The sequence below is a fragment of the Actinomadura craniellae genome (assembly GCF_003289645.1).
Classification (GTDB): domain Bacteria; phylum Actinomycetota; class Actinomycetes; order Streptosporangiales; family Streptosporangiaceae; genus Actinomadura_D; species Actinomadura_D craniellae.
The window spans coordinates 253,473-272,947 of record NZ_QLYX01000010.1 but is presented as its reverse complement, the minus strand read 5'-3'; the positions used below and the strand labels follow the sequence as shown (position 1 = coordinate 272,947).

At 75.1% G+C, this 19,475-nt stretch carries 18 protein-coding genes; 3 read left to right on the top strand and 15 right to left on the bottom strand.

The genetic code is table 11. From position 1 onward, the window contains the following. Positions 1-205 precede the first annotated feature (205 nt). The 4 genes from DPM19_RS22290 to DPM19_RS22275 are packed head-to-tail and all read right to left on the bottom strand — an operon-like array spanning position 206 to position 4,290. A complete protein-coding gene (locus DPM19_RS22290; protein ID WP_111869906.1) occupies positions 206-1,480 on the bottom strand; it encodes an adenylosuccinate synthetase in 1,275 nt (424 codons plus the stop codon). A 6-nt stretch (positions 1,481-1,486) separates the two neighbouring features. Continuing rightward, complete coding sequence (locus tag DPM19_RS22285; RefSeq protein ID WP_111869905.1) at positions 1,487-2,449, bottom strand: hypothetical protein; 963 nt, start codon at positions 2,447-2,449, stop codon at positions 1,487-1,489. 15 nt (positions 2,450-2,464) lie between these two features. After that, positions 2,465-3,487 (bottom strand): protein kinase family protein, encoded by a 1,023-nt coding sequence (locus DPM19_RS22280; protein WP_111869904.1) that lies wholly within the window; start codon positions 3,485-3,487, stop codon positions 2,465-2,467. Beyond that, entirely contained in the window at positions 3,484-4,290 is an 807-nt protein-coding gene (locus DPM19_RS22275; protein ID WP_111869903.1) for an NUDIX hydrolase, read from the bottom strand. The genes DPM19_RS22280 and DPM19_RS22275 overlap by 4 nt, the downstream gene beginning before the upstream one ends. 169 nt (positions 4,291-4,459) lie before the next feature. Here DPM19_RS22275 and ggt point away from each other — a divergent pair, with 169 nt between their 5' ends. From ggt to DPM19_RS22260, 3 genes are all read left to right on the top strand, one after another. Further along, complete coding sequence (gene ggt, locus DPM19_RS22270; RefSeq protein WP_407642567.1) at positions 4,460-6,292, top strand: gamma-glutamyltransferase; 1,833 nt, start codon at positions 4,460-4,462, stop codon at positions 6,290-6,292. Positions 6,293-6,357: 65 nt separating this feature from the next. Continuing rightward, complete coding sequence (gene cutA, locus DPM19_RS22265; protein WP_111869902.1) at positions 6,358-6,699, top strand: divalent-cation tolerance protein CutA; 342 nt, start codon at positions 6,358-6,360, stop codon at positions 6,697-6,699. Between the two features lie 138 nt (positions 6,700-6,837). Then, positions 6,838-7,686, top strand: coding sequence for an oxygenase MpaB family protein (locus DPM19_RS22260; RefSeq protein ID WP_111869901.1), 849 nt, complete (start codon positions 6,838-6,840; stop codon positions 7,684-7,686). A 12-nt stretch (positions 7,687-7,698) separates the two neighbouring features. Here the strand turns inward: DPM19_RS22260 and DPM19_RS22255 are convergent, their stop codons facing one another. The 11 genes from DPM19_RS22255 to pucL all read right to left on the bottom strand — a co-directional run bounded on the left by DPM19_RS22255 (position 7,699) and on the right by pucL (position 19,474). Next, positions 7,699-8,016 (bottom strand): metal-sensitive transcriptional regulator, encoded by a 318-nt coding sequence (locus DPM19_RS22255; RefSeq protein WP_325050272.1) that lies wholly within the window; start codon positions 8,014-8,016, stop codon positions 7,699-7,701. A gap of 65 nt (positions 8,017-8,081) precedes the next feature. Continuing rightward, positions 8,082-8,675 (bottom strand): histidine phosphatase family protein, encoded by a 594-nt coding sequence (locus DPM19_RS22250; RefSeq protein ID WP_111869900.1) that lies wholly within the window; start codon positions 8,673-8,675, stop codon positions 8,082-8,084. Between the two features lie 11 nt (positions 8,676-8,686). Next, a complete protein-coding gene (gene ald, locus DPM19_RS22245) occupies positions 8,687-9,823 on the bottom strand; it encodes an alanine dehydrogenase (RefSeq protein ID WP_111869899.1) in 1,137 nt (378 codons plus the stop codon). A gap of 67 nt (positions 9,824-9,890) precedes the next feature. Next, positions 9,891-10,925, bottom strand: coding sequence for an allantoicase (gene alc, locus DPM19_RS22240; RefSeq protein ID WP_111869898.1), 1,035 nt, complete (start codon positions 10,923-10,925; stop codon positions 9,891-9,893). Then, complete coding sequence (gene allB, locus DPM19_RS22235; protein WP_111869897.1) at positions 10,922-12,232, bottom strand: allantoinase AllB; 1,311 nt, start codon at positions 12,230-12,232, stop codon at positions 10,922-10,924. Before allB ends, alc begins: the two co-directional genes overlap by 4 nt. Further along, positions 12,229-13,425, bottom strand: a complete 1,197-nt coding sequence (locus tag DPM19_RS22230; RefSeq protein ID WP_111869896.1) for a glycerate kinase — start codon at positions 13,423-13,425, stop codon at positions 12,229-12,231. Before DPM19_RS22230 ends, allB begins: the two co-directional genes overlap by 4 nt. Before the next feature lie 189 nt (positions 13,426-13,614). After that, positions 13,615-15,924: a xanthine dehydrogenase subunit D gene (gene pucD / locus DPM19_RS22225; protein ID WP_111869895.1), complete on the bottom strand. Its 2,310-nt coding sequence runs from the start codon at positions 15,922-15,924 to the stop codon at positions 13,615-13,617. After that, positions 15,921-17,261 carry an 8-oxoguanine deaminase gene (locus DPM19_RS22220; RefSeq protein WP_111869894.1) on the bottom strand — a complete coding sequence of 447 codons (1,341 nt, stop codon included), beginning with the start codon at positions 17,259-17,261 and terminating at the stop codon, positions 15,921-15,923. Before DPM19_RS22220 ends, pucD begins: the two co-directional genes overlap by 4 nt. Further along, on the bottom strand, positions 17,258-17,731 hold the full coding sequence (locus DPM19_RS22215) for a (2Fe-2S)-binding protein (protein ID WP_111869959.1): 474 nt from the start codon (positions 17,729-17,731) through the stop codon (positions 17,258-17,260). The genes DPM19_RS22220 and DPM19_RS22215 overlap by 4 nt, the downstream gene beginning before the upstream one ends. Continuing rightward, entirely contained in the window at positions 17,703-18,605 is a 903-nt protein-coding gene (locus DPM19_RS22210) for an FAD binding domain-containing protein (RefSeq protein ID WP_233510635.1), read from the bottom strand. Before DPM19_RS22210 ends, DPM19_RS22215 begins: the two co-directional genes overlap by 29 nt. Then, a complete protein-coding gene (gene pucL, locus DPM19_RS22205) occupies positions 18,602-19,474 on the bottom strand; it encodes a factor-independent urate hydroxylase (protein WP_111869893.1) in 873 nt (290 codons plus the stop codon). Before pucL ends, DPM19_RS22210 begins: the two co-directional genes overlap by 4 nt. Position 19,475: the final 1 nt, after the last annotated feature.

Genomic DNA, 19,475 nt, shown 5'->3' with positions numbered 1-19,475 from the left:
CACTGATCCTTCAGCATCCAGGGCGCTGTGACGCCTCGGATGCTGAAGGATCAGCAAGCCAAGGCCCTGGCCCGGCTGATCCTTCAGCGTTCCATGGCGCCTTGGATCCCGGAGGATCCCGCGCCGCAGGCGGAGGACGGCTGATCCTTCAGCTTCCGGGGTGCCGTAGCACCCCGAAAGCTGGGTGCATCCGGTGTTTCCGCCGTTACCCGGCGCTCCGGGGGCGGGCGGCCGGGCGTACGAGGTGCTTGTCGGTTCGGGTGGGGCCGGTGGAGACCAGGGTGACGGGTGGGCCCAGCGCGGTGCCGATGGCGGCCGGCCAGTCGGCGGGGGCGGCGGTGTAGACGGGGCGGGCCGCCGACAGGGCGCGGGTCAGCGCGGCCTGGCGGTCGAGGTCGCCGGGCGGGCCCGCGGGCAGCCGCTCCACCCGTTGCCCGGCCATCTCGTAGGCGGTGCAGATCCGCAGGTCGGTCCGGGCCTGGGCCACGTCCAGGTGGGTGAGGGCCAGTGCGTCGGCGCCGCCCGCCACCTCCAGGGCGTAGCGCAGCGCCACCAGGTCCAGGTGGCCGACCCGGAAGGCGCCCTGCCAGCGGCCGTACCGGTTGTGCCGGTCGGGCAGGTCCTCGGTCAGTGCGGGGTCCTCGGTGACGAACGGGCCCGGTCCGTGCCGGGTGGTGTACGTGCGCAGCACGCCCAGCCGGACCGCCGCGGCGCCGGCCTCGGCGAGCAGCGTCGCGGCGTTGGCGAAGGTGGTGGTCGACCAGGTGGTGTGCGGGTGGAACCCGTGCCACTCGTCGAGCAGCACGCCCTGCGCCCCCTCGAAGACCACCGGGCCGGAGCGCAGCAGCCGGGCCAGGTGCTCGCCGCCGACCAGCCGGACCCGGGCGGCGAACGCGGCGAACGCGTCCGCGCAGTCGGCGACGTCCGGCAGCGGGCCGCAGCCGGGCACGGCGGCGCACCGGTCGCGCAGCCGGACGAGCAGCCTGCGCAGCCGGGCGGGCGACGCGCAGTCGCCCGCCCGGGGGGCGTCGGCCGGGTGCTCCAGCGCGTACGCGGCCGTCTCGCCGATGCCCATCCCGCACGAGCCGTGCCGGCCGGCGCCGCGGGCCGCCTCCCGGGCCCGGCCCGCGGCGCGGTGGTAGGGGGTGGTCAGCAGCGCGTCCCGGTCGACGGTGAGCCGGTCGAGGGCGTCCGGCACGCCCAGGGCGGCCAGGTGCCGGGCCTCGGCGGCCAGCGCCAGCGGGTCCACCAGCATGAACCGCGACAGGTGGGTGCGGACTCCGGGGGTCAGCGTGCCCGAGCCGAACTGGGCGAAGGTGTGGTGCCGGCCGTCCGGGGCGACGACGTTGTGCGCCGCCTGGGCGCCGCCGTTGAACCGCACCACCGTCCGGGCCGGGCCCCGGGCGCAGAGCCAGTCGACCACGGTGCCCTTGCCGGCGTCCCCGTACCCCAGGTCCACCACGACGACGTGCTCGTCCACCGGCGGCTACAGCCGGGTGGTGCCGGACGGGCCCGCGGCCAGGCCGGGCGGGGCCGCGGCGACCGCCGCCGGGGAGACGTCGAGCCGGGCCAGCGCCCGCGACACCGACGGGCCCGCGTCCGAACCGAACTCGCGCAGGTGGTCCAGGCCCTCGGCCAGGTCGATGGCGTCCTCGGCCAGCCCGATGGTGAGCGCGATGGTTTCGCAGACCGCGCCGAGGTCGTCGAGGTACAGGACGTGCTGGCCGAGCAGGTCGCGCCAGAAGCCGCGCAGCCGCGGGTCCCCGGCGTTGTACGCCCCGTCCGGGATGATGAAGTACACGTCGTACATCCGCCTGAGCTCGGCCATGATGTCGGCGGTCGGGATGTCGGCCGCCAGCTCGTCGCCGATCAGGTCGCGCACCCGCCGGCGGTCCACCTTCGGGTAGGCGAGCTCGTCGCCGATCATGAACAGGTAGCCGCGCCGGCCCCGCTTCTCGAAGCAGTCGAGCGCGGTGTGCCGGGCCATGAAGTACATCGCCAGCTCGTAGGACTCGGTCATCTGGCCCCCGCCGCCGCCCTCCAGCAGGACCTTGCCGAGGTCGTCGTCCATCCGGTTGTCGGACTCGAACTGCCCGACCTGCAACGGGGCCCGGTCGCAGGTCGCGTCGCCGATGCCGCCGAACAGGATCTGCGGGTGCTCCACGTAGCCCTTGCGCAGCAGCAGCCCGAGCAGGTCGGGCAGCTTGGTCTGCAGGGTCCGCGGCACAGAGCCCATCGAGCCGGTCACGTCGAAGAGGACGGCGACGGCCAGCGACTCGGGGTGCTCGTCGGAGTCGCGGCTCTCCCGCCTGGTCACGCCGCGGGGGTCGAGGTCGGGGTGGGTGGTGGTGGCGCCGCCGTCGGTGTGCGCGAACGCGCTGCGGCCGGTGGCGGCGCGGTAGTCCGCGGCGGCGGTGTAGACGTCGGTGGACCAGTGTCCGCTGCCCATGGGCATCTCCTTCTTTCAGGCCGTGCGCGCACGGCTCGGCATGGTGAACGGGCGGAAATGGCGCGGGCCGTACAGCCGTTCGAGCAGGTCGTCGAGTTCGGCCAGCAGCCGCCAGGCGTCGGCGGGCCGCCGGCCCGGGGCGGGCAGGGTGCAGCCCCGGGCGAACGAGCGCATCGCCTTCGGCGCCCGGTCGCCCATCAGGTGCTCCATGCACCGGGTGGCCAGGAAGACGTCGGTGCCCGGGCCCGCCTTTTGCCGGGCCGGGACCTCGGGCGGGTACCAGTCGGCGTACGCGCCGACCAGGGCCGGGACCCGGCCGCCACCGATCACCGAGGCGCACCAGCCGACCAGGCCCAGCCCGTGGTCGCCGGGGTGGATCAGCACGTGTTCCGGCAGTACCGCGCCGTGCACCACGCCCGCACGGTGCGCGAGGCCGATCGCCACCAGCAGCCGCCGCCACATCCACGCCGCGTCCCTGGGGTCGAGCCCGCCGGGGTGGGCGGCGCGCACCTCGGCCAGGTTGAAGAAACCGTCGAACCGGCTGATCACGTTGCTCCGGCGCCGCACCCCCGTGCCGGCGTCGTGGTGGGTGAACGACTCGACCAGCCGGGGGACGTACGGCAGGTACCGGGGGTCGCCCTCGGCGGCCAGCCGCCGCAGCGCCTCGGCCTCCCGCTCCAGCAGGTCGCCGTCGGCGGGGTCGCGCGGCATCTTGACCAGCACCTGCCGGGTCATGTCGTGGACCGCGGGGTACAGGTTGGCCAGGTCGCCGTGGATCGGGTCGCCGGAGAGCTCGTAGGAGTGCCGCCGGGTGACGATCGTGGTGCGGGCCGGGCCGCGGTGCTCGCGCCACAGCTCCGCCAGCCGGTCGAAGGCGGCGCGGGCCCCGTCACCAGCCCCGTCACCAGTACTGTCGGGGTGGACCAGCCGGGCCAGCCGCCGGTAGCGGCGGGCCGCCTGCGCGGGGTCGTCGCCGAACAGCTCCCGGGCGGTACGCGCCCGGGTGATCAGGGCGATCGCCTCCGCGGTGCCGGTCACCGGACCTCCTCCTCGCGGCCGGGACGCAGCAGCGCCGGATGCAGCAGCCGGGCGTCGCCGGCCCGGTAGAGCCGGGCCCGCGGGCCGCCGCGCCGCCCGCCCTGGTCGGTGCTGGCGCCGGTGCTCTCCACGAAGCCCGGCACCGAGAGCACCTTGCGGTGGAAGTTGCCGGCGTGCAGTTCCTCGCCCCACACCGCCTCGTAGACCGCGCGCAGCTCCGGGACGGTGAATTCGGCCGCGCAGAACGCGGTGGCCAGCGGGGTGTACTCGAGCTTGGAGCGGGCCCGTTCCAGCCCGTCCGACAGGATCTGTGCGTGGTCGAACGCCAGCTCGCGGGTGGTGCCCGGCCGCTGTGCGCCCGACGCGGTGAGGCCGAGCGCGCGCACCGGGCACCACCCGGCGTCGGCCGCGTCGCTGCCGGCGGTCGGGTCGGGCAGCCGCGGGGCGAACGCCAGGTAGGCCACCGAGATGACGCGCATCCGGGGGTCGCGGCCCGGGGCCCCGTAGGTGCCCAGCTGCTCGATGTGCACCCGGCCCAGGGCCTCCGTGCCGGCCTGTAGCCCGGTTTCCTCGGCCAGTTCGCGGGCGGCGGCCGCGGGCAGGTCCTCGGCGTCGCGCACGCCGCGGACGAAACCGCCGGGGAGCGCCCACCGGCCGGCGTGCGGCGGCCCGCCGCGGCGCACCAGCAGGACGTGCAGTTCGCCGTCCCGGATGGTCAGCGCCACCACGTCCACGGTCACGGCCACCGGGTCGTAGGCCCGGGGGTCGTAGCCGGCGAGGAAGTCGCGCTCGTCGTCGGTCATCGCATCCCTTGGTTGTTCTCAAATTGAGTTAATCTCGACCTGAGTAGAACATATCTCCTGTCACTGACGAAGTCCAGACTTTTCCGTCCGGCCGGAATCGGCCGGTGTGATCGATCAACCGGAGGGAACCCTGAGGGGCGTGCTCAGCGCCCGCCGCCGTGGAGGTTCCGTGTCCCGCCCGCCCCGCCGCCGCCCGGCGATCTTCTCGATCAGCCTGTTCACCGGACTCGCCACCGGACTCGCCCTGCTCGCCCCCGGCCGCGTCGCCGCCGCACCGGCCGCCCCGCCCGCTCCGGTCGCCACCGGCTGGGGCGGGGCGGTGGCCACGGTGGACGCCGACGCCTCGCGCACCGCGATCGAGGTGCTGCGCTCCGGCGGCAACGCGATGGACGCCGCGGTGGCCGCCGTCGCCACGCTGGGCGTGACCGAGCCGTACGTGGCGGCCCTGGGTGGCGGCGGGTTCCTGCTGCACTACGACGCGCGTACCGGCCGGGTGCAGACCGTGGACGGGCGCGAGACCGCCCCGGCGAAGATGGGGGAGCGCTCGTTCGTGGATCCCGCCACGGGCCGGGCCATCCCGTTCGAGGAGGCGGTGACCAGCGGGCTGTCGGTGGGCGTCCCCGGCACCCTGGCCCAGTGGGACCTGGCGCTGCGCCGGTTCGGCAGCCGGCCGCTCGGCACCCTGCTCAAGCCGGCGATCGGGGTGGCCGAGCGGGGCTTCACGGTCGACCAGGAGTTCCACGACCAGACCGCGGTGAACGCCGCCCGCTTCCGCGACATCGTGCCGACCCGTCGGCTCTTCCTGCCCGGCGGGGCGCCGCCGCCGGTCGGCTCGACGTTCCGCAACCCCGACCTGGCCCGCACCTACCGGACCCTCGCCGAGCGGGGGCCGGACTGGCTGTACGGCGGCGGGCTCGGCCGGGAGGTCGTCGCCGCGGTCCGCCGGCCGCCGGTCGACCCGGCGGCGACCCGCCGGGTCCGGCCCGGGCTGCTGGCCGAGGGGGACCTGGCCCGCTACCGGGCGCTCTCCCGCCCGCCGACCCGGGTGCGCTACCGGGGCCTGGAGGTCTACGGCATGGCGCCGCCGTCGTCGGGTGGATCCACCGTCGGGGAGGTCCTGAACATCCTGGCCGGCCTGCCCCGGCCCGGCGCGGACCCGGTGCCCGCCCTGCACCGCTACCTGGAGGCGTCCCGGCTCGCCTACGCCGACCGGGGCCGCTACATCGGGGACCCGGCGTACGTCGACGTCCCGCTGCGGGAACTGCTGTCGCCCGGTTTCGCCGCCGAGCGCCGCTGCCTGGTCACCGGGCGGGCGGCGGCGAGCCCGGTGCCGCCCGGCTCGCCGGACGGCCGGTACGCGGGCTGCCCCGTCCCGGCCGCCGCCGGCCGGCCGCTCACCGCCGAGGGCCCGCAGACCACCCACCTGGTGGTGGCCGACCGCTGGGGGAACGTCGTCTCCTACACGGTGACGATCGAGCAGTTCGGCGGCAGCGGCATCACCGTGCCGGGCCGCGGCTTCCTGCTCAACAACGAGCTGACCGACTTCACCCTGGAGCCCACCCCGGGCGACCCCAACCTGCCCGCGCCCGGCAAGCGACCGCGCAGCAGCATGGCCCCGACGATCGTGCTGCGCGACGGCCGGCCCTGGCTGGCGCTCGGCTCGCCCGGCGGCTCCACCATCATCACCACCGTGCTGCAGATCCTGCTGAACCGGATCGACCTCGGCATGGACCTGCCCGCCGCGGTGGCCGCCCCCCGGGCCACCCAGCGCAACACCCCGCAGACCCTCGCCGAGCTCGCGTTCATCGAGCGGTACGGGGCCGGGCTGCGCGCGCTCGGGCACGATCTCGCGGTCTTCCCCGGGCCGCCGGCGGGGCAGATCGGCGCTGCTGCGGCGCTGGAGTTCCTGCGCCCCGGGCTCGTCCAGGCGGTGGCCGAGCCCGTCCGCCGGCACGGCGGCAGCGCGCGAGTGGTCCACCCGGTCGTCGGTCCGGCGCGGTGACCGGGTGCTTTCCCGCCGCGCGGGGGCCCGCGCGACTACGATCCCATGGGGGAAGGGAGCCCGCGATGGCCCAGGCGTACCTACAGGTGACCACGACCACCGACTCGCGGCAGGAGGCGGCCGGGATCGCCAAGTCGGCCGTCCAGGAACGGCTCGCCGCCTGCGCGCAGCTCGTCGGCCCGATCGCCAGCACGTACTGGTGGGAGGGTGAGATCGAGTCGGCCGAGGAATGGATGATCTTCTTCAAGACGACCGCCGAGAGCTTCGAGGAGCTCGCGGACCTGATCACCGAGCTGCACTCCTACGACACCCCGGAGATCATCGCCACCCCGGTGGTCGCGGGCAGCACCGACTACCTGCAATGGATCACCGACCAGACCGCCGAGCTGGAGGAGACCGGAGAGTGACCGACCCTGATGTTTCGGTGAGATGACACCCGCGTTACGGTGGTGTGACGGCCGTCATATCGGGGCATAAGTCTTCAGTTACTCGGCTGCGTGTGGTTTCCTCGCGGTGGAACGCCGTTCGGTGGGGAGGCGGTGCACATGAGCGTCGACTACGGACTCTTCGGTCCCCGGTCGGTGACCTGGCGGGTGATGGGCGAGCCGGTGCTGATGGTGGGCGGCTTCCGGGCGCTGCTGCTCCAGGCCCTGCACCCGCGCACGATGTGGGGCACCGCGCAGAACTCCGAACTGATGGACCCCAGCGCCTCCTGGCAGCGGCTGGGCCGCACGATCGAGTTCGTCGGGGTGCGCACCTGGGGCACCACCCCGGAGGTCGAGCGCGTCGGCCGCCGGGTGCGCAAGCTGCACGCCAAGCTGAACGGGCTCGACATGGTCACCGGCGAGACCTTCCAGGTGGACGACCCGGAGAACCTGCTCTGGGTGCACATGGGCGAGGTCGAGTCCTACCTCGACATCGCGCGCCGCGCCGGGGTGCCGCTCACCGGCGAGGACGCCGACCGGTTCGTCGACGAGCAGCGCCGGGCCGCCGAAGTGGTCGGCCTGGACCCGGCGACCGTGCCCGCCTCGGTGGCCGAGATGAAGGACTACTACGCCGGAATGCGGCCGGACATCTGGGCCTGCAAGGAGGCCCAGGACGGGCTGCGCCGGCTGTTCAACCCCGCGGTGCCCCGGCAGTTCCTGCCGCTCAAGCTCGCCGCGCCCGGGATCGCGGTACTGGTGATCTCGACCCTGCCGCGCTGGGCCCGCCGGATGTACGGGCTGCCCGCGCTGCCGACCTCGGACCTGGCCGCCACGCTGACGCTCAAGGGGCTGTATCGGACCACGCACCTGATCCCGGAGCAGTACCGGTACACGCCGGAGGTCCGGCGCGCCCGCGAGCTCATCGAGCGGTACGAGACGGGGCTCTCGTCCTGGGCGCTGGCCTCCTAGCCGAGGCCGGGGTCAGCCGCGCCCCATCAGGCGGCCGACCGCGGCCATGAGCTCGGTCGCCATCTCGTCGGCCTTGCCCGCCTCGGCGCCCTCCTGCACGCAGTGCCGGACGTGGCCGTCGAGCAGGCCGAGCGCCACCTTGTCGAGCGCGGCCCGGATCGCGCTGATCTGGGTGAGGACGTCGATGCAGTAGCGGTCGTCCTCGACCATGCGCTCGACGCCCCGGACCTGCCCCTCGATCCGGCGCAACCGCGTCTGCAACTGGTCTTTGGTCGCGGTGTAGCCGCGGGTGGGAGTCGTCTGGCCGGTCGCCATCGTCGCGCCTCGCATTCCGGTGTTCCAGGGCCGTCCGCCGGCCGTGACCGGATCGCCTCCCGGCCCACCGGAACCCGCGGTCAGCAGACCGGAGGCGTGTTCCAGGAAGTGATCACGGGATGGCCGTGTTCGGTGCCCAATACCGACACGGTACCGGTGTCGAGGGCGAACAGGCGCCCGTCGGATGGAGGAAGTTCCAGCCACCGGGCGGTCAGGACGCGCAGCACGTGCCCGTGCGCGACCACCGCCACGTCGCCCCGCCCCAGGAGCGGCCGGAGCCGGTCGAGCACCGCGTCGACGCGGGCGCCGACCTGCTCGACCGTCTCGCCGGGATGCTCGGCGTCACCGGGGATCACGCCGTCCCGCCAGAGGTAGAACCCCGGCCGCCGCTCGCGGATCTCGGCGCTGGTGATGCCCTCGTAGCCGCCGTAGTCCCACTCCCACAGGTCGGGGTCCACCTCGGCGTCCGGCAGACCGGCCAGCTCGGCGGTGCGCCGGGCGCGGACCGCCGGGCTGACGACCGCGTGGACGGGTCGCCGGGCGGCGACGGCCGGCGCCAGCGACCGCGCCTGCTCCTCGCCCCGGTCGGTCAGCCGGAGGTCGGTCCGGCCGGTGTGCCGGCGGGCCTTGCTCCACTCGGTCTCGCCGTGCCGCAGGATGATCAGCTCGCCCATGGGACCTCACCCTAGGCGCTCGCCCGCACCGCCCCGTCGAGCACCTTGCCGACCGGGACGTGGCCCAGCCCGTGGGCGTGCGCCACCGGCTCGTTGGTGAGCGCCCCCTCGTGCGCGTTGAGGCCCCGGGCGAGGGCCGGGTCGGTGCGCAGCGCGTTCCGCCAGCCCTGCTCCGCGATCGCCACCGCGTACGGCAGGGTCGCGTTGGTCAGCGCGTAGGTCGAGGTGTGCGGTACCGAGCCGGGCATGTTGGCCACGCAGTAGAACACCGAGTCGTGCACCTGGTAGACGGGGTCGGCGTGGGTGGTCGGCCGCGAGTCCTCGAAGCAGCCGCCCTGGTCGATGGCGATGTCGACGAGCACCGAGCCCGGCCGCATCCGGGCGACGAGCGCGTTGGAGATCAGCGTCGGCGCCAGGGCGCCCGGCAGCAGCACCGCGCCGATCACCAGGTCGGCGCGCAGCGCGGCCTGCTCGACGGCGTAGGAGTTCGACATCAGGGTGCGGATCCGGCCCTGGTGGATCGCGTCGATCCGGCGCAGCCGCTCGGCGTCCACGTCCAGGATGGTCACGTCCGCGCCCAGGCCCACCGCGATCTGCGCGGCGTTGAGGCCCGCCGTGCCGGCGCCGATCACCACCACCTCGGCGGGGGCCACCCCGGGCACCCCGCCGGGCAGCACGCCCCGGCCGCCGTTGAAGCGCATCAGGTAGTACGCGCCGACCTGCGGGGCGAGCCGGCCGGCCACCTCCGACATCGGTGCGAGCAGCGGCAGCGCGCCGCTCGCCGACTGGACCGTCTCGTAGGCGATCGCGGTCGTCCCGGCGGCCAGCAGCGCGTCGGTGCACTCGCGGGAGGCGGCCAGGTGCAGGTAGGTGAAGAGGACCTGGTCCCGGCGCAGCCGGTGGTACTCGGCGGGGACGGGCTCCTTGACCTTGAGGATCAGCTCGGCCGCGTCCCACACGTCGTCGGCGTGGTCGAGCGTCTGCGCCCCGGCGGCGACGTAGTCCGCGTCGGGGATCGAGGAGCCCTCGCCGGCACCGCGTTCGACGAACACGCGGTGGCCGTGCCGGGTGAGCTCGTGGACACCGGCGGGCGTGATCGCCACCCGGTATTCGTGGACTTTGAGTTCGCGGGGAACACCGATTTTCACGCCTCCAGGGTGCTGCACCGGCGGCCACCTTGGCACGGGCGAGTCGTCGGATCCGCAGGCCGAATGTTTACACCGTGTAAGGGCCGGTGGTCTCGGCCCACCGGCGCTCGGCCGCGGCCAGCCCCGCCGGGGCGAGCTCGCCGAACAGCCGGAGCCGGGCCATCCCGCCGTCCGGGAAGACGTCGAGCCGGACCTGCTCGGCCGGGCGCGGGTCGGCGAGCACGAAGCGGTGCCGGGTGTCGGGCTGCAACCGGGTGCGCGGCAGCAGCGCGAACCAGGCGCCGGCGTCCGCGGGGTCCGCGCCGGGCGGCAGGCCGCGCAGCGCCGCCGCGCCCGGCGCGTTGCCGCGGAAGTGCGTGGTGTCCAGTTCGGCCAGCCGGACCGTCCCCGCCCCGGCCAGCCGGACGGTCACCCAGTCGTTGCTCTCGCCCCACGCGCCGGTGAACCGGCGCCGGGCGGTCTCCCACCCCTCGCCCATCACCCGGGCCAGGCCGGGCGAGATCAGGTTGGCGGGGGAGGAGTAGAACCGGTTCGAGCAGTCCGCCACCACGGCGCCGTTCTCCAGCGCGGCCAGGTCGATCGGCAGCCCCGCCCACAGCCGGGGGTCGGGCACCACCTCGCCGTGCACCCGCAGCCGGGCCACCCCGCCGTCGGGGTGGATCACCAGCCGGACGTGGGTGAATCGCCGCCCGTCGGTGACCGGGAAGGCGTGCGCGGCGTCGCCGGACAGCGGGGCGCGCGGCACGATCTCCACCCAGCCGGTCAGCTCCTCCGGAGTGGGGTACCCGTCCGCGGCGCACGCCTCGACCGCGGCGTGCGCGGGGAAGTTACCGGTGAAGTGCGCGGTGTCGACGACCACCCCGCGGATCACCCCGGGCAGGCCGAGCCGGACGACCGCCCAGTCATGGCCCGGCTCGCGCCGCCGCCGGGTCTCCCAGCCGTCGTAGACCTGGCCCTTGGCCCCGAAGGTGCGCGGGACGAACACCGGCGGGTCGGGGTTGATCAGGTTCTCCTTCTCGGCGAAGAACTCGTCGCTGGCGGCGACCACCGAGCCGCCCAGCGGGCGCACGGCCAGGTCGGGCAGGCGGGTGAAGTCGGTCATGCGGTACTCCGGTCGAGTAGCCGGCCGCGCGGTTCGTCGCCGGCCGGGAGGCCGCGCAGCCAGACCTGCCGGACCACGCCGGTCAGCGTGCGGCCCGCGTACGGGGTGATCGGGTGCCGGTGGTGCAGCGCCGCCGGGTCGACCGTGAAGGTCCCGGCCGGGTCGAACGCCACCAGGTCGGCGTCGTGGCCGACCGCGATCCGCCCCTTGCGCCGCAGGCCCGCCAGGCCGGCCGGTGCGGTCGCCGTCCAGCGCACCACGTCGGCGAGGGAGTGGCCGCGCTCCCGGGCGGCCGTCCACACCAGCGGCAGGCCGAGCTGGACCGAGGAGACCCCGCCCCAGGCGGTGTCGAACCCGCCGCGCTTGAGTTCCGGCGGGCAAGGGGAGTGGTCGGACACCACGCAGGAGATCGTGCCCCGGGCCAGCCCGTCCCACAGCCGCTCCCGGTTGGCGGCCGCGCGGATCGGCGGGCAGCACTTGAACTCGGTGGCCTCCGGCGGGACCTCCTCGGCGCACAGGGTCAGATAGTGCGGGCAGGTCTCCGCGCTGATGGGGACGCCGCGCTCCCGCAGGTCGCGCAGCGTCCGCAGCGAGCCCGCGTCCGACAGGTGCACGATGTGCGCCCGGCAGCCGGTCTCCTCGCTCAGCCCGGCGATCATGGCGATGGCGGCGCCCTCGGCGTCGGGCGGGCGGGACGCCAGGAACTCCGGATAGCCGGGCCCGGTGGGCTCCGACAGGCACCCGGGGTCCTCCGCGTGCACGATCAGCAGCCCGCCGAAGGTGGCGATCTCGGTCATCGCGGAGCGGATCCCGGCCTCGTCCAGGGCGGGGAACTCCTCGACCCCGGAGGGGGAGGTGAAGCACTTGAACCCGGTGACGCCCGCCTCGTGCAGCTCGCGCAGCGCCGGGACGTTCCCCGGGATCGCCCCGCCCCAGAAGGCGACGTCGGCGTGGACCCGGCCGGCCGCCGCGGCCCGCTTGGCCGCCAGCGCCGCCACCGAGACGGTCGGCGGGATCGCGTTGAGCGGCATGTCGACGATCGTGGTGACGCCGCCCGCCACCGCCGCGCGGGTGGCGGTGGCGAAGCCCTCCCAGCCGGTCCGGCCCGGCTCGTTCACGTGCACGTGGCTGTCGACCAGGCCCGGCAGCAACGCCACCTCGCCCAGATCGACGGACTCCTGCGCCGTGACGGGCTCGTCGTAGCCGGCGAGCGCCGTGATCAGCCCGCCCCGGACGCAGACCGCGCCCGGCCCCTCGCCGCCCGGTGTGACCACCCGCCGCGAGCGGACGACCAGATCGTGTGTCATGGGACCTCCCGGCCGGGCTGGTGCGGCGGCAGCCACTCGTCGGCGATCGCCACGGTGAGCTGTTCGAGCAGCGGGCCCGCCTGGCGCATGCAGCGTTCCACGTCCGGCTCGATGTCGGTCAGCGCGTAGGCGGCCTGGATCCGGGCCCGGCGCAGCTGCTCGCCGGTCAGCCCGCGCCGCCCGGCCACCGCGACCACCGGCACCCCGGCGCGGGCGCCCGCCCTGGCCACCCCGACCGGGGCCTTGCCGCGCAGGGTCTGGGTGTCGAGCGAGCCCTCACCGGTGATGATCAGCCGGGCGCCGCGGGCCCGGGCGGAGAAGCCCAGCAGGTCCAGCAGGAAGTTGATGCCCGGCTCGAACCGGGCGCCGAGGAAGGCCAGCGCAGCGAAGCCGACCCCGCCGGCCGCGCCCGCGCCGGGCAGGTCGCGGGCCGGGCGGCGGGACGCGGCCTCGGCGAGGTCGGCCCACCGGCGCAGCCCCGCCTCCAGCACCCGCTGCTCCTCCCGGCCGGCGCCCTTCTGCGGCCCGTAGACGGCGGTGGCGCCGGTACGGCCCAGCAGCGGGTTGTCGACGTCGCCGGCCACGATCACCTCGATTCCCGACAGGTCGGGCAGCCCGCGCAGGTCGAGCGCGTGCAGCCCGCGCAGCGCGGCGCCGCCCGGCGGGAGGTCGTTGCCCATGGCGTCCAGCAGCCGGCCGCCCAGCCCCTGGATCATCCCCGCGCCGCCGTCGGTGCAGGCGCTGCCGCCCAGCCCGAGCACGATGCGGCGGGCGCCCAGCCGGACGGCGTGGCCGAGTAGTTGCCCGGTGCCCGTGCTGGTCGCGGTGAGCGGCTGGAGGCGCCCCTCGGGGAGCAGCCGCAGCCCGGACGCCTCGGCCAGCTCGACCAGCGCGGTGTCGCCGGCGACGGCCAGCGCGGCGGTGACGGGCCGGCCGGTGGGGCCGGTGACCTCGACGCTCACCCGCCGCCAGCCCGCCGCGACGGCGGCGTCGGCGGTACCGTCCCCGCCGTCGGCGATGGGCAGTTCCACCACCGGTATCGCGGGTCTGGCCCGGCGCAACCCCGCGGTCAGATGCCGGGCGGCCTCGGACGCGGTCAGCGACCCCTTGAACTTGTCCGGGGCCACGAGCACGTGGCCGGTCGGAGGAAGCTCGGCGGGGGACTGGGCGGAGACCACGTCGACGTCCTTCATGCCTGGGGGGACCTGTGGGGATGACACAACGGGACTATTTGACACCCCGCACCAGGCCCGCCGCGGGCAGACGCGGCCGCCGGAAGAACACGATTGGGACAACTCGCGGGCGGCTCCGGAGCGCCGCGGCGCGGGGCGGGCGGCCGGCCTGGCGGATCAGTGAGCATGGGTCGTTACTCTACGTGCATATTACGTTCCGGTAATGTGTTCCGGCCGGATCGGGATCCGGGTGAGCGGGAGCCCGGCGGCGTCCCGCACCGCCGCCACGATCGCCGGGGTCGAGGACAGCGTGGGAGGCTCGCCCGCCCCGCGCAGCCCGTACGGGGCGAACGGGTCGGGGTGCTCCAGGATCTCCAGCCGCATCGGCGGCATGTCGAGGATGGTGGGGATCAGGTAGTCGGTGAAGGAGGGGTTGCGGATCTCCCCGCCGGAGACCTGGACCTCCTCCATCAGGGCCAGTCCCAGACCCTGCGCGGTGCCGCCGTGGATCTGCCCCGCCAGCGAGACCGGGTTGAGGATCTTGCCCACGTCCTGCACCGCGGCCAGCTCCACCACCTTGACCAGGCCCAGCTCCACGTCCACGTCCACCACCGCCCGGTGCACGCAGAACGCGAACTGCACGTGCGAGTTCCCCTGCCCGGTCACCGGGTCCAGCGGGAAGGTGCGCCGGTGCCGGTACTCCCGGGTCTCCTCGACCGCCTCGCCGGCGAGGATCTCGGCCAGCGGCACGGCCACGCCATCGGCCCGCAGCTCGCCGTCGCGCAGCGTGACCTCGCCGAGCGTCCGGCCGAGCCGGGCCTCCGCCAGCTTCACCACCTGCTCCCGCACCGCCGCGCAGGCCGCCTTGACCGCGCCGCCGGTCATGTACGACTGGCGGGACGCGCTGGAGGAGCCCGCCGAGCCGACGGCGGTGTCTGCCGGGGCCACCGTCACCCGCGCCACGCCCAGCTCGGTGCGGGCGATCTGCGCCTGCAACGTCACCAGGCCCTGGCCCACCTCGGCGGCGGCGGTGTGCACCAGCGCCGCCGGTTCGCCGCCGACCAGCTCCAGCCGGACCCGGGCGGTGGAGAAGTCGTCGAACCCCTCCGAGTAGCAGATGTTCTTGATCCCGATGCCGTAGCCGACTCCGCGCACCACGCCCTCGCCGCGGGTGGTGTTCGCCACCCCGCCCGGCAGGTTCCGCGCGTCCGAGCGGTCCGGCGGCGGGGGAGCGGGGAACGCCCGGGCGCGTTCCAGCAGGTCGGTCAGCGGGGCGGGCATGTCCACCACCTGGCCGGTGGCCAGCGTGGACCCCTCCGACAGCGCGTTGCGGACGCGGATCTCCACCGGGTCCAGCCCGCACGCCTGCGCCAGCCGGTCCATCTGCGACTCGTAGGCGAAGCACGCCTGCACGGCGCCGAAGCCGCGCATCGCCCCGCACGGCGGGTTGTTGGTGTAGACGCCGTAGGCGTCGATCGCCACGTTCGGCACCTCGTACGGGCCGGCGCCCAGGGACGCGGCGTTGCCCACCACGGCCGTGGTGGAGGAGGCGTACGCCCCGCCGTCCAGGACGATCTCGGCCTTGACGTGCACCAGCCGGCCGTCCCGGGTGGCGCCGTGCTCGTACCGCAGCGTGGCCGGATGCCGGTGCACGTGCCCGAAGAACGACTCCTCCCGGCCGTACACGATCTTGACCGGGCGGCCGGTGCGCAGCGCCAGCAGGCAGGCGTGCACCTGCATCGACAGGTCCTCGCGGGCACCGAACGCGCCGCCCACCCCGGCCAGGGTGAGCCGCACCTTCTCCGGCGGCAGCCCCAGGCAGGGGGCGATCTGCTCCTGGTCGACGTGCAGCCACTGGGTGGCGACGAACAGGTCCACCCCGCCGTCCTCGGCGGGCACCGCCAACCCCGACTCCGGGCCCAGGAACGCCTGATCCTGCATGCCGACCTCGTACTCGCCGGTCACCACCACCTCGGCGCCGGACGTCTCCGGGTCGCCCCGCCGGATCGGCTGGTGCCGGACGACGTTACCCGACTCGTGCACCTTCGGGCAGCCAGGGTCCAGGGCGGCCCGGCGCGCGTCGGTCACCGGCTCCAGCACCTCGTACTCCACCCGGATCCGGTCGCGCGCCCGGCGCGCGGTCTCCGGGTGGTCGGCGGCCACCAGCGCCACCGGCTCGCCCTGGTAGCGCACCTGGTCGACGGCCAGCACCGGCTGGTCGCGGCGGTCGAGGCCGTAGTGCTTCTCGCCGGGCACGTCCTCGTGGGTGAGCACCGCGTGCACGCCCGGCACGGCCAGCGCCGGGCCGAGGTCGATGCTTTTGATCAGCGCCCGGGGGTGCGGGGCGCGCAGCGTGACGCCCCACAGCATGTCGTCGGCCCACAGGTCCGAGGAGTAGGCGAACTCCCCGGTCACCTTGAGGACGCCGTCGGGCCGGGCGGCGCTGTCACCCACCCCGCCGGGGACGGTGCGGGACTCGACGCGCGACGGTGCCACCGGCGGTGTCATGGGCGGTGTCATGGGCGTCCTCCCAGCAGGCGGTCACGGGCCCGGACGCCGCCGGCGGCCACCGCGTCCTGCGGGGCGGTGCGCAGCTCGCCGTCCGCGACGACGGTCCGCCCGGCGACCAGCAGCCGGGCCAGTGGCGGGGTGGGGCCGAAGACCAGGGCGGTCACCGGGTCGGCGACCGCGGCGTGGAAGCCGCCGAGCCGCCAGATCGCGAGGTCGGCCAGCTTCCCCGGCGCCAGCGTGCCGATCTCGTCCTGCCGGCCCAGGCAGCGGGCGCCGCCCAGGGTGCCGAGCTCCAGGGCCTGCCGGGCGGTGAGCGCCCGGGGGCCGGACCGGGCGCGCTGGAACAGCAGCGCCTGCCGCAACTCGCCGGCCAGTGGGGTCAGCTCGCTGGAGGCCGCGCCGTCCACGCCCAGCCCCACCGGAGCCCCCGCCGCCAGCAGTTCCGCGACCCGGGCGATGCCCGCGCCGAGCCGGCCGTTGGAGCTGGGGCAGTGCGCGGTTCCGGTGCCGGTGGCGGCGAACCGGGCGATGTCGGCGTCGTCCAGGTGCACGCAGTGCGCGAACCACACGTCGTCGCCCAGCCAGCCCAGCCGCTCCATGTACTCGCCCGGCGTGCAGCCGAACTGCGCGCGGCAGTGCTCGTCCTCGTCCAGCGTCTCGGCCAGGTGGGTGTGCAGCCGGACGCCCCGCCGCCGGGCCAGCGCCGCCGCCTCGGTCATCAGCTTTTCGGTCACCGAGAAGGGGGAGCAGGGCGCCACCGCCACCCGCAGCATCGAGCCGGGCGCCGGGTCGTGGTAGGCGTCGATCGCCGCCTCGGTGGCGAGCAGCGCGGCCTCGGTGTCCTCGACGACCTCGTCCGGCGGCAGGCCGCCCTGGGAGCGGCCCCGGTCCATCGAGCCGCGGCACGGGTGGAAGCGCAGCCCGATCCGGCGGGCCGCGGCCACCTCGGCGGCGAACAGGTCGCCCCGCCCGCGGGGGAACACGTAGTGGTGGTCGGTGGTGGTCGTGCACCCCGACAGCGCCAGCCAGGCCAGCCCCGCCGCGGCTGCGTCGGCGACCACCTCGGCGTCCATCCCGGCCCAGATGTCGTACAGCCCGGTCAGCCACTCGAACAGGGTGCCGTCCGGGACGAAGCCCTGGGTGGCCCACTGGTACAGGTGGTGGTGCGTGTTCACCAGCCCCGGCGTCACCAGGCACCCGCCCGCGTCGATCCGCTCGGAGTACTCCCCGGGCGGCGCGGCGCCGGGCCCCACGGCGACGATCCGGTCGCCGTCGATCACCACGTGCCCGGCGGGATACTCGTCCCCGCCCACGGTCACGACGTGCCCGTTCTCGACGACGATCATTGCGACCCCCCGGTGCGGGCGGCGGCGAGCTTGACGGCTTCGATGATCTTTTCGTAGCCGGTGCAGCGGCAGAGGTTGCCGGCCAGGGCCTCGCGGATGTCGGCGTCGGCCGGGTCCGGGTCGTCCCGCAGCAGGGCGTGCGTCTGGACGATCAGGCCGGGCGTGCAGAAACCGCACTGCACCGCGCCCGCCTCGGCGAACGCCGCCTGCACCGGATCGAGCCGGCCGCCGTCGGCCAGGCCCTCCACCGTGCGGACCTCGCGGCCCTGCGCCTGCCCGGCGGCGACCAGGCACGAGCAGACCGGCACGTCGTCCAGGTAGACCGTGCACGAACCGCACTCGCCCTGCTCGCAGGCGTTCTTGGCGCCGGGCAGGCCCAGCCGCTCCCGCAGCACGTACAGCAGCGACTCGCCCGGCCACACGTCGTCGGCGACCCGCCGTTCACCGTTGACCGTCAACGTCACCCGCACCCGCGGTCTCCCTCCGGTAGTCGTCCCAGGCCCAGGTCAGCGTGCGGCGGGCCAGCACCGCCAGCGCGTGCCGCCGGTACGCCGCATGGCCCCGCACGTCGTCGATCGGCCGCGCCGCGGCGGCCACCAGCTCCCCGAACCGCCGCGCCACCCGCTCGTCCAGCGCCTCGGGGGAGGTCCAGTCCAGCTCGCCGGCCAGGAACTCCTCGGCCTCGGGAGCTTGCAGCGGGACGGGTCCCGCCGAGCCGATCCCGGTGCCGGCCGCCCGGTCCGCGGGCCGCAGGGCCAGCGCGAACGAGCAGACCGCGATCACCATCGCGTTCCGGGTGCCGACCTTGGCGAACTGCTGCGGTCCGGCTGCCGCCGGCACCCGGACCGCGCGGATCAGTTCGTCCGGCAGCAGCGCGCTGCGCTTGGGCCCGGTGAAGAAGTCGCCGATCGGGATCTCGCGCGTCCCGCGCGCCGACGCGACCTCCACCGCGGCGCCGGTCGCCAGCAGCGGCGGGTGGGCGTCCCCGGCGGGAGAGGCCGAGCCCAGGTTGCCGCCGACCGTGCCCCGGTTGCGGATCTGCGGCGACCCGACCGTGCGGGCGGCGCCCGCCAGGCCCGGCAGCGCGTCCCCGAGTTCGGTGATGATCCGGGTGTAGGGCACTCCGGCGCCCAGCCGGATCAGGCCGCCCGTCCGCTCCCACCCGGCGAGCTCGGGGATCGCGGTCAGGTCGAGCAGCGCGGGCGGGCGCGGCCGGTCGAAGTTCAGCTCGACCATCACGTCGGTGCCGCCCATGATCGGCCGCGCTGCCGGGTGCTCGGCCTTCGCCGCCAGCGCCTCGGCCCAGGTGGCCGGGCGCAGGAACACCGCGGGGTCCGTTCTCACCAGGCCTCCTCGGCGGGCGGGGCGTCGTCGCGCAGGACGGTGCCCTCGATCAGGCCGTAGGGGCGGTCGGCGGCGTAGAAGACCGCGCCGGGGTTGTCCAGGCCGAACGGCTCCAGGTCGGCCAGGAAGTGATGCCGGTTGGGCATCGACAGCCGGATCTCGCCCAGCCCCGGGCATTCCTCCAGCACCCGGCGGCCCATCGCGTACAGCGTCTGCTGGAGGGAGCGGCTGTAGGTGCCGGCGAACGTCTCCAGCAGCAGCCGCCGGACCTCGGTGAACGAGGCGTCCCAGGGCGCCTCGGGGGACGCCGTGGGGGAGAGGTGCCGCCATTCGGCGTGGACCTCGGTGGCGAGCACCCGGTCGAGGGTTTCGGGCAGGGTCGTGTAGGCGTCCTTGACGTACCCGCGGAACTCCGAGCCGGTGGAGTTCAGCACGGTCAGCCCGCGCAGGCCCGCCACCACGTGCGTTGCGGACCCGTCGTGCGTCACCCGTACGGTGCGGATCTCGCCGCCGCGCCGGACGAACGAGTGGCCGGTGACCGGGACGCGGTCCCAGGCGTACTCCTCGACCGTCACCCGGGCCCGCCGCACCGCCGGCTGCGAACCGACGAAGTGCCGGGCGAGCCGCAGCCCGAACTCCTCGGGCGAGGCGACGCCGTGCTCGCGGGCGAACGCGAACACGGTGTTCTTCTGCGCGTCGGTGGTCAGCACCGCCGCGTTGTCGCCGGTCAGGTGCACCGCGGCGAACTCGCCCGACAGCGCCACGGACACGTTGAGGTCGCGCAGGGTGTGGGTGTCGCCGCTCCGGTCGACCCGCACCACCCGCACCTCGGCCTTGCCGTACCGGTTGTCCCCCAGGACGATCGCCATC